Origin of the sequence: Luteimonas granuli (assembly GCF_007795095.1) — a bacterium.
Classification (GTDB): domain Bacteria; phylum Pseudomonadota; class Gammaproteobacteria; order Xanthomonadales; family Xanthomonadaceae; genus Luteimonas; species Luteimonas granuli.
Map to the genome: position 1 here is coordinate 1,733,423 of NZ_CP042218.1, position 13,959 is coordinate 1,747,381.

At 69.8% G+C, this 13,959-nt stretch carries 11 protein-coding genes and 1 pseudogene; 5 read left to right on the forward strand and 7 right to left on the reverse strand.

Annotated features, from left to right (window positions below; translation table 11 throughout):
* The first annotated feature begins 13 nt into the window (after positions 1–13).
* From FPZ22_RS07945 to FPZ22_RS07955, 3 genes are all read left to right on the forward strand, one after another.
* On the forward strand, positions 14–310 hold the full coding sequence (locus FPZ22_RS07945; protein WP_144894049.1) for an EF-hand domain-containing protein: 297 nt from the start codon (positions 14–16) through the stop codon (positions 308–310).
* A gap of 138 nt (positions 311–448) precedes the next feature.
* Positions 449–757, forward strand: coding sequence for a DUF485 domain-containing protein (locus FPZ22_RS07950; protein ID WP_144891950.1), 309 nt, complete (start codon positions 449–451; stop codon positions 755–757).
* Positions 754–2,424 carry a cation acetate symporter gene (locus FPZ22_RS07955; RefSeq protein ID WP_144891951.1) on the forward strand — a complete coding sequence of 557 codons (1,671 nt, stop codon included), beginning with the start codon at positions 754–756 and terminating at the stop codon, positions 2,422–2,424. Before FPZ22_RS07950 ends, FPZ22_RS07955 begins: the two co-directional genes overlap by 4 nt.
* Before the next feature lie 641 nt (positions 2,425–3,065).
* Here FPZ22_RS07955 and FPZ22_RS07960 read toward each other — a convergent pair.
* The gene (locus FPZ22_RS07960; RefSeq protein ID WP_168198968.1) at positions 3,066–4,487 is read right to left on the reverse strand and encodes a DcaP family trimeric outer membrane transporter; all 1,422 of its coding nucleotides are present in this window, start codon (positions 4,485–4,487) and stop codon (positions 3,066–3,068) included.
* 200 nt (positions 4,488–4,687) lie between these two features.
* Here FPZ22_RS07960 and acs point away from each other — a divergent pair, with 200 nt between their 5' ends.
* Both acs and FPZ22_RS07970 read left to right on the forward strand, forming a co-directional pair.
* Complete coding sequence (gene acs, locus FPZ22_RS07965) at positions 4,688–6,631, forward strand: acetate--CoA ligase (RefSeq protein WP_144891954.1); 1,944 nt, start codon at positions 4,688–4,690, stop codon at positions 6,629–6,631.
* A 6-nt stretch (positions 6,632–6,637) separates the two neighbouring features.
* The gene (locus FPZ22_RS07970; RefSeq protein ID WP_144891955.1) at positions 6,638–7,306 is read left to right on the forward strand and encodes a response regulator transcription factor; all 669 of its coding nucleotides are present in this window, start codon (positions 6,638–6,640) and stop codon (positions 7,304–7,306) included.
* Positions 7,307–7,387: 81 nt separating this feature from the next.
* Here the strand turns inward: FPZ22_RS07970 and FPZ22_RS07975 are convergent, their stop codons facing one another.
* The 6 genes and pseudogenes from FPZ22_RS07975 to FPZ22_RS07995 all read right to left on the reverse strand — a co-directional run bounded on the left by FPZ22_RS07975 (position 7,388) and on the right by FPZ22_RS07995 (position 13,918).
* Positions 7,388–7,744 carry a PDZ domain-containing protein gene (locus FPZ22_RS07975; RefSeq protein ID WP_168198969.1) on the reverse strand — a complete coding sequence of 119 codons (357 nt, stop codon included), beginning with the start codon at positions 7,742–7,744 and terminating at the stop codon, positions 7,388–7,390.
* A gap of 110 nt (positions 7,745–7,854) precedes the next feature.
* Complete coding sequence (locus FPZ22_RS07980; protein WP_144894053.1) at positions 7,855–11,304, reverse strand: hybrid sensor histidine kinase/response regulator; 3,450 nt, start codon at positions 11,302–11,304, stop codon at positions 7,855–7,857.
* Between the two features lie 129 nt (positions 11,305–11,433).
* Positions 11,434–11,598: a 50S ribosomal protein L33 gene (rpmG, locus tag FPZ22_RS13655; RefSeq protein ID WP_133322566.1), complete on the reverse strand. Its 165-nt coding sequence runs from the start codon at positions 11,596–11,598 to the stop codon at positions 11,434–11,436.
* Between the two features lie 15 nt (positions 11,599–11,613).
* Positions 11,614–11,844 (reverse strand): annotated as a pseudogene (gene rpmB / locus FPZ22_RS13660) (50S ribosomal protein L28); the annotation flags it as partial.
* 356 nt (positions 11,845–12,200) lie between these two features.
* A complete protein-coding gene (locus FPZ22_RS07990; protein ID WP_144891961.1) occupies positions 12,201–13,133 on the reverse strand; it encodes a ParB/RepB/Spo0J family partition protein in 933 nt (310 codons plus the stop codon).
* On the reverse strand, positions 13,130–13,918 hold the full coding sequence (locus FPZ22_RS07995) for a ParA family protein (RefSeq protein WP_144891963.1): 789 nt from the start codon (positions 13,916–13,918) through the stop codon (positions 13,130–13,132). The genes FPZ22_RS07990 and FPZ22_RS07995 overlap by 4 nt, the downstream gene beginning before the upstream one ends.
* Positions 13,919–13,959 lie beyond the last annotated feature (41 nt).

Sequence of the window (13,959 nt, forward strand, 5' to 3'; positions counted from 1 at the left end):
CCTGGCTCTGGCCATGGCCGCGCCGGTGCGAGGCCAGGTCATGGCGACCGGTGACTACATCGCACGCATGGATGCCGACGGCGACGGCCGGGTGTCGCTGGCTGAATACCTCGACTGGATGGGCTACGCCTTCCATGCGATGGACCGCAACGGTGACGGCGTGCTCACGCCCGACGAAGTGCCGGGCGGACGCGGTCCCGCGCTGAGCCTGGAGGGGCATCGCGAGCGCCTCGCGGCCACCTTCGCGCGCCAGGACGTCAACCGCGACGGCTTCCTCGATGCCAGGGAGCTGGCCGCGCCGCCGCGGTAGCGCCGCCTTCCGGCATTCCGCCCGTCCGCCCGGAGGCCACGGCGGCGGCACGGCCCACCTACTACCAAAGTCGTCTGTCCGCTGCGTCGTTCCTGCTCCTACATTCGGCGCGAGTCCGAATTCCGGGAGGGACCTGCAATGACCAACGACGTGGTGGAGCGGGTGCTCGCGCACCCCAAGTACCAGGAGTTGCACAGGCGGCGCGGTCGCGCCAGCCTCGGCTTCTTCCTGCTGATGCTGGCGATCTATGCCGGTTTCATCCTGACCCTCGCCTTCTGGCCCGACGTGTTCGCGCAGCCGCTGGCGGCGGGCATGACCATGAGCGTGGGGGTGTTCACCGCGGTGCTGGTGGCGATCAGCGCGGTCGCGATGATCGCGGCCTACGTGCGCCTGTCGAACAAGCACTACGACCCGCTGATCGCCGCCATCGTGAGGGACGTGACATGAGGGCCGCGCACGCCATTGCCGCGGCGCTCGCCGCGGCCCTGCTCCCGCTTCCGGCGTTCGCGCAGGCGCCCGGGCAGGCCAACACGCCGGCCATCGTGATGTTCCTGATCTTCATCGTCGCGACCATGTACATCACGTACTGGGCGGCCAAGCGCACCCGGACCACGTCCGACTTCTACACCGCCGGCGGCGGCATCACCGGCTTCCAGAACGGGCTGGCGATCGCCGGCGACTACCTGTCGGCGGCGTCCTTCCTCGGCATCGCCGGCATGGTCTACGTCAGCGGCTTCGACGGCATGATCTATGCCATCGGCTTCCTCTTCGGCTGGCCGGTGGTGATGTTCCTGATCGCCGAACGGCTCAGGAACCTGGGCCGCTACAACTTCGCCGACGTGACCTCGTACCGGCTGTCGGAGACGCCGCTGCGCGTGCTCGCGGCCAGCGCCTCGCTGCTGGTGATCGCGCTGTACCTGATCGCGCAGATGGTGGGCGCGGGCAAGCTGATCGTGCTGCTGTTCGGCATCCGCTACGAGCTGGCGGTGGTGATCGTGGGTGCGCTGATGATCCTCTACGTGGGCTTCGGCGGCATGACCGCGACCACCTGGGTGCAGATCATCAAGGCGGTGCTGATGCTGTTCGGCGCCACCCTGATGGCCTTCCTCGTGCTGGCGGCGTTCAAGTTCAACCCCGACGCCATGCTGGCCGAGGCGGTCCGCGTGCACCCGACCGGCAGCGCGATCATGGCCCCGGGCTCCCAGGTCAGCAGCAACCCGCTGAATGCACTGTCGCTCGGCATCGCGCTGGCCTTCGGCACCGCGGGCCTGCCGCACATCCTGATGCGCTTCTTCACCGTCCCCAATGCCAAGGAGGCGCGCAAGTCGGTGATCTGGGCCAGTTCCTTCATCGGCTACTTCTACCTGCTGACCTTCATCATCGGCTTCGGCGGCATCGCCCTGCTGGTGCGGAACCCGCAGTTCTTCGAAGTCGCGTCGGACGGTTCGTTCGACATGATCAAGGGCCTGATCGGCGGCACCAACATGGTCGCGGTGCACCTCGCCAACGCGGTCGGTGGCAGCCTGCTGCTGGGCTTCCTGGCCGCGGTCACCTTCGCCACGATCGTGGCAGTGGTGGCGGGCCTGACCCTGGCCGGCGCGGCGGCGATCTCGCACGACCTCTATGCCAACGTCTTCGCGCGCGGCAAGGCGACGGAGGCGAAGCAGCTGAAGATCTCGCGCATCTCCACGGTGACGCTGGGCGTGATCGCGATCCTGCTGGGCATCGTGTTCGAGAACCAGAACGTGGCCTTCATGGTCGGCCTGGCCTTCGCGGTCGCGGCCAGCGCAAACTTCCCGGTGCTGGTGCTGTCGATCGCCTGGCGCGGCTGCACCACGCGCGGGGCGACCATCGGCGGTTTCATCGGCCTGTTCGTCGCGACGCTCTGGGTCGTGCTGAGCAGCACGGTCTGGGTGGACGTGTTCGGCAACGCCGCGCCGATCGTCCCGTTCCCGAACCCGGGCATCCTGTCGATCCCGCTGGCCTTCGTCGCGATCTGGCTGTTCTCCACGCTCGACCGGAGCCAGCGGGCCGTGCAGGAACGCGCGGCGTTCGACGCGCTGCGGGTGCGCAGCGAGACCGGCATCGGTGCCTCGTCGGCGAGCGACCATTGATCCGCGTCGCATAGCGGCACTGCAATGAAGGAGGGGGCGTGCATGGTGCACGCCCCTTTTTTCTGGTTCTTCTCCCGATCGCGGAGACGCTCCGTTCGAGTCCGGGTCGGCCGCCACGGGCGCTCCGTTCGAGTGCTCGCCGCCCGCCACGGACGCAGGGGGGATGCCCAGCCGGATTCTCCGCGTCCTGCTGCCAGATCCGGCCGCCGGCCATCCATGGCCGGCTCTGGGCATCCCCCCTGCATCCGCGGCGGGCACGACCTTTCGCGGGGTCTGGAAGATTTTCAAGAGCGACGCCTACGTCGAAAAGGAGAGCGTCATGACCGGGAGCAGCCCGACTCTGCCGCTCCTGATCTTCCCTCCCGAAGCCGCAGAACGCCGGAGCCCGTCCCGCGTACAGGGGGTGTGCGGACAGCCGGCCATGGATGGCCGGCGGCCGGCAGTGGGAGCAGGACGCGGAGACTGCCGGGGAAGCACACCCCCTGTGCGTGGGGCGGGCTGCGCGGACCCCAACGAAGCGGCCGAACCGTTTTTTTGACCACAGCCCTGAAACGCGAAACGCCCGGCACCAGGAGTGCCGGGCGTGCATCGCAACGGGGGAGCGGAGACCCGCGGCGCCTGGCGGCGCTGCGGGGTGGGGCTCAGAACGTGTACTTCACGTGCGTCTGCACGCGGGTCAGGTCGCCCTCGCGGTCGTCTTCGAGGAAACGCTGGCCGAAGATCACCTCGGCGCCGACGTCCAGCTTCGGGAACGGCGAGTAGATCAGGTTGGCGTGGAACGAATGCGCCATCTCGGTCACGCCGAAGCCGGTGAGCGCCCTGTCGTTGTCGAACTCGGCGCGCGAGTACATCAGGTTGCTGCGCAGCTTCGGGGTGAAGGCGTGGCGCCAGGCGACGAAGGCGCCGTAGCCGTCGAGGGCGTGGATGTCGCCGTTGGCGTCCGCCAGCACGTCGGTACCCAGGCCGAAGGCCAGGTAGCGGCCGATGCCCTGGCCGACGTTGACCGCGTAGCGGATGTCGTCGCTGGTGCCGATGTTGAAGCGGCCGGACACGCTGACCGAGGCGCCGGTGTCGGTCTCGTCCGCCAGCTTGTACTGGCGGAGCAGGCCGGCCACGGCGAAGTGGCCCCAGTCGCCCTTGGTGGTCCAGCGCGCGGTGACGTCGGGCAGGCTGTTGTCGCCGCTGCGGAACTTGGTGCCGCCGCCGAAGGGCATGACCGTGGTCTCGGGATTCTCGATCGAGAACGACCACGGGCCCTTGGTGTAGCGCAACTGGGCCTGGCGCACGAAGATCGTGCCGTCCGTCGGGCCGACGAAGTCGACGGCTTCCGGCAGGGCCGCCACGTCCATGAAGTTCGACCAGGTCTGGCCGGCCAGCCACTCGTTCCAGCTGACGTAGGCGTGGCGCACGGTCACGCCATGGGTGTTGGTGGATTCCTCGTTGCCGAGGTTGGCGCTGCCACCGCCGAACATGTCGACCTCGATCAGCGCCTTGAACTTGTCGCCGCCGTCGGTGACGTGGTCGGCGCTCAGCCAGAAGCGCGAGAACGCGGCGTGGGTGTCGAAGTAGGGATCGCCACCGTCGGCGCCCGGGCCGCCCACCGGGATCGTCGCCGGCAGGTAGAACATGCGGCCGGCGCCGCCGTCGGCGATCCGCCCGTCGCTGGTGTCGGTCACAAGGGTGTCGAACTTGATCATGCCGCCGTACGAGAACGTGGTGCCGGCGTTGGCCGAGGGCATGATCGGCGAGGTCTGGATGCGCGGCTTGCCGTCGGCCGGGGCGGCAGGTGCCGCGGTCTGTGCGGTGCGCACCTCGGCCACGTCGGCGCGGGTGTCGGCGACGGTGGCGCTGGTCTGCTCCTGCTGCGCCAGCAGCTGCTCGACCATGCGCTCGAGCTGGGCCACGCGGGCCTCGAGCTCGCGCTCCTTGGCGGTCTGCGCCAGCGCCACTCCCGGCGCCAGCAGGGCGAGCGCCACTGCGGCGGCCAGCAGGCGACGCGGGGCTTTCACGACAGGCGCGTGCCTGTCCGGACGAGTCCCATGGGGGACGGGCAGTGCGGTCATGTTCCCTCCGAGTGCGCAGCACGGACATCGCCCCGGCCGGACGGATGCCGGGCCGGAGCCTTCGCGCGATGCTCGAGCGCATCGCGCGACCATCCTATTCGCCTTTGGTCGAATCGGGGCTTCGCCTATACCAAGGTCTAAACCCGGTCCCGCTGCAATGCGGCAAACTGGGGGCGACACGTTCCAGGAGGCGAGCCGCCATGACCGATCTCTATCCAGTTCCCGAGGCCTTCGCTGCGCAGGCCAACGTCACGTGGGCCGACTACGAGCGCGACTACGCCGAGTCCATCCGCGACCCCGAGGCCTTCTGGGGCCGCGTCGCCCAGCGCCTGGACTGGATGAAGCCGCCGACCCGGATCCGCGACGTCAGCTTCGACCGCCAGAACTTCCAGATCCGCTGGTTCGCCGACGGCGAGCTCAACGTCAGCGTGAACTGCCTCGACCGCCATCTCGCCACGCGCGGCGACAAGACCGCGCTCATCTTCGAGCCCGACAGTCCGGACGAGCCGCCGCAGCGCATCAGCTACCGCGAACTGCACGCCCGCGTCTGCCGCCTCGGGAACGCCCTGCGCAACCTGGGCGTGGGCAAGGGCGACCGCGTCACCATCTACCTGCCGATGATCGTCGAGGCAGCGGTCGCGATGCTCGCCTGCGCCCGCATCGGTGCCATCCACACCGTGGTCTTCGGCGGTTTTTCCTCCAACTCCATCGCCGATCGCGTGCGCGACAGCGGCGCGAAGCTCATCATCACCGCCGACGAGGGCCTGCGCGGCGGCAAGAAGGTGCCGCTGAAGGCCAATGTCGATGGCGCACTGAAGCTCGCCGGCACCACGAGCGTGGAAACCGTGCTGGTCGTGCGCCACACCGGCGGCGCGGTCGACATGCAGATGCCGCGCGACCGCTGGTACGACGCCGTGGTCGACGGCCAGCCCGACAGTTGCGAGCCGGAGCGCATGAACGCAGAGGATCCGCTGTTCATCCTCTACACCTCGGGATCCACCGGCAAGCCCAAGGGCGTGCTGCACACGACCGGCGGCTACCTGCTGTTCGCGTCGTACACCCACTGGGCGGTGTTCGACATCAAGGAAGACGACGTCTACTGGTGCACCGCGGACGTGGGCTGGGTCACCGGCCACAGCTACATCGTCTACGGTCCGCTGGCCAACGGCTCCACCTCGCTGATGTTCGAGGGCGTGCCCAGCCATCCCGACGCCTCGCGCTTCTGGCAGGTGGTCGACAGGCACCAGGTCACCATCTTCTACACGGCGCCGACCGCCATCCGCGCGCTGATGCGGGAGGGCGAGGAGCCGGTGAAGAGGACCTCGCGCACGTCGCTGCGCCTGCTGGGCAGCGTCGGCGAGCCGATCAACCCCGAGGCCTGGCGCTGGTACCACGACGTGGTCGGCGACGGCCGCTGTCCGATCGTCGACACCTGGTGGCAGACCGAGAACGGCGGCATCCTGATCTCGCCGTTGCCGGGCGCCTGGGCGACCAAGCCGGGCTCGGCCACGCTGCCGTTCTTCGGCGTGCAGCCGGCGATCGTGGACGCGGCCGGCAACCTCCTCGAGGGCGAATGCGAGGGCAACCTGGTGATCATGGATTCCTGGCCGGGCCAGATGCGCACCGTCTATGGCGACGACCAGCGCTTCTTCGACACCTATTTCGCCGCCTATCCCGGCATGTACTTCACCGGTGACGGCGCCCGTCGCGACGCCGACGGCTACTACTGGATCACCGGGCGCGTCGACGACGTGATCAACGTCTCCGGCCACCGCATCGGCACCGCCGAGGTGGAGAGCGCGCTGGTGCTGCACCCGAAGGTGGCCGAGGCCGCGGTCGTGGGCTTCCCGCACGACCTCAAGGGCCAGGGCATCTACGCCTACGTGACGCTCGTGGCCGGCGAGGTCGAGAGCGATGAACTGCTGAAGGAGCTGGTGGCGCACGTGCGCAAGGAGATCGGCCCGATCGCCTCGCCGGACTTCCTGCAGTGGGCTCCGGCCCTGCCGAAGACGCGCTCGGGCAAGATCATGCGCCGCATCCTGCGCAAGATCGCCGAGAACGCGCCCGACCAGCTCGGCGACACCAGCACCCTGGCCGATCCCTCGGTGGTCGATGCGCTGCTGGGCAACCGGCGGGGTGCCTGAGCGCCAGTGGCCACCCTGCTGATCGCCGACGACCACCCCCTGTTCCGCGAAGCGTTGCGGGGGGCGGTCGCGCGCGTGCTGCCGGAGGCCACGCTGAAGGAGGCCGACAGCGTCGAGAAGCTGTACGCGCTCGTCGAATCCGAGCCCGACGCCGACCTGCTGCTGCTCGATCTGAACATGCCCGGCGCCCAGGGCTTCAGCGCCCTGGTGCATCTGCGCGCGCAGCACCCGGAGCTGCCGGTGGTGGTGGTCTCGGCGCGCGAGGAGCCGGCGGTGATGCGCCGCGCGCTGGACCACGGCGCCATGGGCTTCATTCCCAAGTCGGCGGACTCGGCCACCCTCGGCCAGGCGCTGGCGCGGGTGCTGGAAGGCGACCGCTGGGCACCGCCGGCCGCGCTCGCCGCACCGGCCGCGGGAGCCGAGGAACACGATGCCGCCCAGCGCGTGGCCGACCTGACGCCGCAGCAGTTCCGCGTCCTGCAGATGCTCGGCGCGGGGCTGCTCAACAAGCAGATCGCCTACGACCTGGGCGTCTCCGAGGCCACCATCAAGGCCCACATGACCGCGATCCTGCGCAAGCTCGGGGCGAACAACCGGACGCAGGCAGTACTGATCGCCGGCAGGCTGGCGCTCGAGCCCGGCGCCATCACCCTCCAGCCCGACGAAGGCGACTGATCGACGCATGAGCCGCCTTGACGCCGCCCGATCTGGTGAATGGATGTGGACAGACCGCCTGCATGATTGAGCATGCGCCGCTCAAGTGCCGGCAATGATGTCGATTAGCATTACGCCCTCGCCCGCCCGCTGAACCTTCAGCAGGAGGTGCTCGCCCGGCTTGACGTCTGCCAGCACCTTCTTCATGGCTAGCCCACTGGCTCCCTTGATCGGGAGCCCGTTCACCTCGACGATCAGATCACCTGCCTTCAGTCCAGCCTTTTCGGAAGCACTTCCAGCATGCACTGATGCCACCTTGACTTCAGCAAGCGTGGCGCTGAAAAAGCCGTCCGTCGCAATTGCAACACTGAAGCCCAGGCGAGGTTTGGCAAGCGCAACGCCCGGTCCAAGGATGCCGACCAGGAGAAGGGCGTAAAGGATCGCGGAAAGGGGTTTCACGTGCCACCTTGCGAGGGAAAGGGCGTGCATTAACCTCCACCCGAATTGTTGCCTCGCGTGCCATAAGTACCAAATCTCCCTGTCGCCAGTGAGCTTAGCCCCGCCTTCTCTCAGGGCCCATGCCCGGCCACGTGCGCACTCCGTTGCGCCGCCAGGAACGCCCGCAGCGACGCCGGCTTGATCGGCTTGGTCAGCACCCGGTAGCCCCGCGCCCGCGCTTCGCGCTTGACCTGGTCGCTGCCGTCGGCGGTGACCAGGGCGCCCGGCACCCGCGGCCCCTGCTCGCGCAGGGCGTCCAGCGTGTCCAGCCCGTCCAGGCGGTCGTGCAGGTGGTAGTCCACCAGCAGCACGTCGGGCGACTGCAGCATCTTCTCCAGCGCCTCGTCGACCGTGGTGGCGCGCAGCACCTCGATCTTCCAGCGGCCCAGCAGCAGCACCATGCCGGCGAGGATGTCGACGTCGTTGTCCACGCACAGCACGCGCATGCCTTCCAGCGAGTCGGGCAGCCGCGCCTCGCGATCGGGTCCCGGTCGCGGATCGGCGTGGGCGGCGCGCGGTGCGCGGATCGAGAACATGCTGCCGTGGCCCACGCGCGAGCGCACGTCGAGCGGATGGCGGAGCACGCCCGAGATGCGCTGGCAGATCGACAGTCCCAGGCCCAGGCCCTGCGCGTCTCCGCTGCCGGGCTGTTCGATGCGGTAGAACTCTTCGAAGATCTGCTGCAGGTGGTAGTCCGGGATGCCCGGACCGGTGTCCCAGACCTGCAGCTCCACGTCCGCGCCCCGGGGCCGCGCCGCCAGGACCACGCGACCCTCGCGCGTGTAGCGCAGGGCGTTGGCGAGGAAGTTCTGCAGCACGCGGCGCAGCAGGCGGCGGTCGCTGCGCACCGGCAGGCGGCGCGCATGCACCCGCAGGTCGATGCCGCGTGCGGCAGCCAGCGGCGTGTACTGCGCGGCGAGGTCGGCCAGCAGTTCGGCGGCGTCGAAGTCCGACAGCTGGGGCGCCAGCGCGCCGGTGTCCAGGCGCGACACGTCGAGCAGGCCTTCGAGCAGTTCCTCGGCGGCACGCAGCGAGGTGTCGACGCGTTCGGCGAGGTGGTGCTGCTCGGCCGCGGTGTCGCTCTCGCGCAGCGCGGAGGCGAACAGGCGCGCGGCGTTGAGTGGCTGCAGCACGTCGTGGCTGACCGCGGCCAGGAAGCGGGTGCGCGAGGCCTGGGCCGCCTCGGCTTCGCGGGTGCGGGTGGCGACACGCTGCTCGAGGGTCTCGTTGACCTCGCGCAGCTCGCGCTCGACGCGCTTGTACTCGGTGACGTCGCTGTAGCTGGTGACGTAGCCGCCGCCCGGCAGCGGCTGGCCCCGCATTTCGACCACCTGCCCGGTGGAGCGCACGCGCTCGAAGACATAGGGCGAGCCGGCGCGCATGTACTCGATGCGCTTGGCCACCTCGGCCTCGATGTCCGGATTGCCGCCGCCGAGCTCGCCGCGCTCGGCGTTGTAGCGGATCAGGTCCGCGACCGGGCGGCCGACGTAGAGCATGCCCTCGGGGTAGTCGTAGAGGTCCTTGTAGCGCAGGTTCCAGGACACCAGGCGCATGTCGCGGTCGACCACGCTCACGCCCTGGTCCAGGTTGTCGAGCGTGGCCGAGAGGATGGCGCGGTCGAAGCGCAGATCCTCGCCGGCTTCGTCGAGCACCGCGACCACTTCGGCCACGTCCATGCCCGAACCCTTGAGTGCGCTGGTCATGACCAGGCGCGCGGACGAGGCGCCGATGGCCGCGGCCAGCAGGCGCTCGGTGAACTGCGCCCAGGCGCGGTCGGTGGGCGCGGAGGGGTCGAGCTGGCGGCCGCTGGCGCTGGCGTGGTCGGCGAAGGCGCGGCGCGCGGTGGACTCGCCGGTGATGCGCCCGGCCAGGGTCATCAGGTCGCCGACCAGGACGCTGCTGTGCGGGACGCCGCTGCCCATCGGAAGCTGCGCGGAGGAGTACGGGTCGAGGAAGGGGGCGGTGCGGAGCCGCTCCTCGAAGCTCGGTCGCCAGCGCGCGGACACCAGGAACAGCGCGCCGATGTTGACCAGCAGCGACCAGAACGTGCCGTGCGTCAGCGGGTCCCAGCCGGCCAGCCCGAACAGCTGCCGGGGACGCAGCCATTCGATCCCGAAGGGCCCGGCCAGCAGCCATCCGCCGTCGAACCAGCCGGCCTCGGTCAGCGTCGGCAGCAGCAGGGTGTAGATCCACATCGCGAAGCCGAGCAGCAGGCCCGCCTCGACGCCCTGCCGGCTGGCGCCGCGCCAGTAGAGCCCGCCGATCAGCGCCGGCGCGAACTGCGCCACCGCCGCGAACGACATCAGCCCGTAGGAGGCCAGCGTGGTATCGGTGCCGCTGACGCGGTAGTAGCCATAGGCCATCGCCGCGAAGCAGACGATGGCGATGCGGCGGATCCACAGCACGGTCGAGGCGACGTTGCCGCCGCGGCGCTGCGCCCAGCCGCGCGCCAGCAGGGGCGGCATCACCAGATCGTTCGAGACCATGGTCGCCAGCGCCACGCTGGACACGATCACCATGCCGGTGGCCGCGGAAAAGCCGCCCACGTAGGCGAACAGCGCCAGCAGGTCCCGGCCCTCGGCCAGCGGCAGCGCCAGCACCAGGGTGTCCGGCGAGGCGCCGCCGGCCATCGCCAGCCCGGCGGCGGCGATCGGCAGCACCGCCAGCGACACCAGGGCCAGGTAGCCGCCGAACATCCAGCGCGCGCGGCGGATGTCGCCGACGTCCATGCATTCCACCACGGCCACGTGGAACTGCCGCGGCAGGCAGATGATCGCGGTGAACGCCAGCAGGGTCTGCCCGATGAAGCCCACCGGCGGCGCCTGCGACAGCAGGGTGGCGGTGGCCTCGGCCAGCGGCAGCCCGCGACCGGAGAACCACAGCACCGCGAACGCGCCGACGAACACCAGCGCCACCAGCTTGACCATCGATTCCAGCGCGATCGCCAGCATCATGCCGGGGCGGTGCTCGGTGGCGTCGACCTGGCGGGTGCCGTAGAGGATCGCGAACAGCGCCATCAGCACCGCCACGTACAGCGCCGGATCGCCGATGCTGGCGAGCAGTGCATCGCCGCCTCCGAGCACGTTCAGGCTCAGGGTCACCGCCTTGTACTGGAGCGCGAGGTAGGGGACGGCGGCGATGAGCGCGATCAGGGTGACCAGGGCCGCGAGGCGCTGGGCGCGGCCGTAGCGGGCGGCGATGAAGTCGGCGATCGAGACCGTGTTCTGCGACTGGGCGATGAGCGCGAGCCGCTCGAGGATGCGCCAGCCGAACAGCAGCATCAGCAGCGGGCCGAGATAGATCGCGAAATAGCCGATCCCGTTGCGGGTGGCCGAACCCACCGCGCCGTAGAAGGTCCATGACGAGCAGTACACCGCCAGCGACAGGCTGTAGACCAGCGGCCGCAGCCAGTTGGCGCCGGCGCGCATGTGCACCGGATGGCGGTCGCCCCACCAGGCCACCGCGAACAGCAGCGCGGCATAGCCCAGCGACACCAGCAACAGGATCCAGCCCGGCAGCATCCACACCCCCGAAAAGCCCTGCAGCGGCAGCTGCAGCTGCAACCACGGTACCGCGAAACCCGGCGGATCGCGCCCACGAAAAAGCCCGCCTGGCGGCGGGCTTTCCGGGATCGCGCAGGGCCTGGGGCCTTACTTGATCTTGCCTTCCTTGTAGATCACGTGCTTCCGGACCACGGGATCGTACTTCTTGATCTCCATCTTGCCGGGCGTGTTCTTCTTGTTCTTGTCGGTGGTGTAGAAGTGGCCGGTGTTGGCCGAGGAGATCAGTCGGATCTTGTCGCGCTTGCTGGGCATGGTGTTCTCCTCAGACCTTTTCGCGCGCGCGCGCAGCTCGGCGAGCACGACGTCGATGCCGTTCTTGTCGATGGTGCGCATGGCAGCCGTGGAAACGCGCAGCTTCACCCAGCGGTTCTCGCTGGCGACCCAGAACCGGCGCTCGTGCAGGTTGGGAAGGAAACGGCGGCGGGTCTTGTTGTTGGCGTGGGAGACGTTGTTACCCGTCTGCACGCCCTTGCCGGTGACCTGGCAAACTCGGGACATAACGCACCTCGATGGTGTCTGGATGTACCCCATGGCCTGGGGGACGGCGGCCCCGGCGGATCCGGCGGGGAGGCCCCGTGGAATGCGCCATGCGATGCGGGTCGTTGTCCGCTGCCGAGGCGGGCGCCGGATCGCATTCCGGGCCGCCGGGGCCATCCACGAGGGTCGGCCGGGCGCAGCGAGCCCGGCATTATGCGGGGCCGCCTGCCCCCAGCGCAAGTTCCGCCCTCCCTTTGCAGGAGCAGCTACAGCTGCGACCCCGGGATTCCCGCCAGGCCAGGTCGCAGCTGTAGCTGCTCCTGCAGGGCAGAGGCGGGTGTGCCGGGGAAGATGGGGACCGTGGAAGGCGCCCGGGCTCAGCGCTGCGCGCGCAGCCGCTCCAGCACGCCGTCGAGCGTATCCAGGTCGCTGTAGTGGATCACCAGCCGGCCCTTGTTCCCGCGCCCGTGGGCGATGCTGACCCTGGCCGCCAGCACTTCGGACAGCTCATTCTCCAGCGCCACGATGTCGGCATGCGGGCGCGCCCTCTCGGCCCCGGCCTTCTTCCTGGCCGTGCCCGGAAGCCGTCCGGCCGCGAACTGCTGGGCGCGGTGCTCGACCTCGCGCACCGACCAGCCGTGTTCGGCGGCCTCGGCCGCCAGCCGGGTGGCCAGCTCCGGAGACAGGGTGAGCAGGGCCCGGGCGTGGCCCATCTCCAGCCGGCGGGCCTCGACCAGGGCGCGGATCGCCGGCGGCAGCTCCAGCAGTCGCAGCAGGTTGGACACCGCCGCGCGCGAGCGGCCCACGGCCTCGGCGGCCGCGGCGTGGGTCAGGTCGAACTCGTCGATCAGGCGCTGCAGGGCCTGCGCCTCCTCCAGCGGGTTCAGGTCCTCGCGCTGGATGTTCTCGATCAGGGCCATGGCCACGACCGTCCGGTCGTCGACCTCGCGCACCACCACCGGCACCTCGGCCAGGCCCGCCTCGCGCGAGGCGCGCCAGCGGCGCTCGCCGGCGATGATCTCGAAGGTGCGATCGGGCAGCTGGCGGACCACGATCGGCTGGATCACGCCCTGGGCGCGGATCGACTCCGACAGCTCGGTCAGCTTGGCCGGGTCCATCTGCCGCCGCGGCTGGTACTTGCCGGGCGCCAGCGCGTCCACCGGAAGGGTGCGCAGGGCGTCGCCGGGGCGCGCCTCCAGCGCCGGCGCCTCTTCGGCGGCCTTCGGACCGAGCAGTGCCTCGAGCCCGCGGCCCAGGCCGCGCTTCTTCGCCGCGGCGGCCTTGGCAGGCACCTTCCTGGCTGCGGTCATGCGACCTTCTCCTTCTGTTCGCGCTCGCGCTGGCGGCGGATCATCTCCCCGGCCAGGCCGAGGTAGGCGATGGCTCCGCGCGAGGCGCGGTCGTAGCCGACGATGCTCTGGCCGTGGCTGGGCGCCTCGGCCAGGCGCACGTTCCGCGGCACGATGGTCCGGAAGACCTTGTCGCCGAAATGCTCCACCAGCTCCGCGGACACCGCGTTGGCGAGATTGTTGCGCACGTCGAACATGGTGCGCAGCACGCCCTCGATCTCCAGTGCCGGGTTGAGCCTCTGCTTCAGCGCATCGATGGTCTGCAGCAGCGAGGTCAGGCCTTCCAGCGCGTAGTACTCGCACTGCATCGGCACCAGCACGCTGTCGGCGGCGGTGAGCGCGTTGAGCGTGAGCAGCGACAGCGCGGGCGGGCAGTCGACGAGGATGTAGTCGTACTTCGGGCGCAGTGGATCCAGCGCGCGCTTGAGGCGCTGCTCGCGGCCCTCCTCGTCCATCAGCTCGATCTCGGCCGCGGTGAGGTCGGTGTTGCCGGGGATCAGGTCGAAGCCCTCGGGCGTGCGCACCACCGCGTCGGTGGCGTGCACTTCCTCGAGCAGCACGTCGCAGGTCGAGGCCGACAGCTCGCGCTTGTCCACGCCGCTGCCCATGGTGGCGTTGCCCTGCGCGTCGAGGTCGACCAGCAGCACGCGCTTCGGCGTCTGCGACAGCGCGGACGCGAGGTTCACCGCCGTGGTCGTCTTTCCGACGCCGCCCTTCTGGTTGGCGATGGCGATGATGCGGGCCATGGGCTCGTCTGCCTCGTGCAGGATGCGGCGGGAATCCGGCC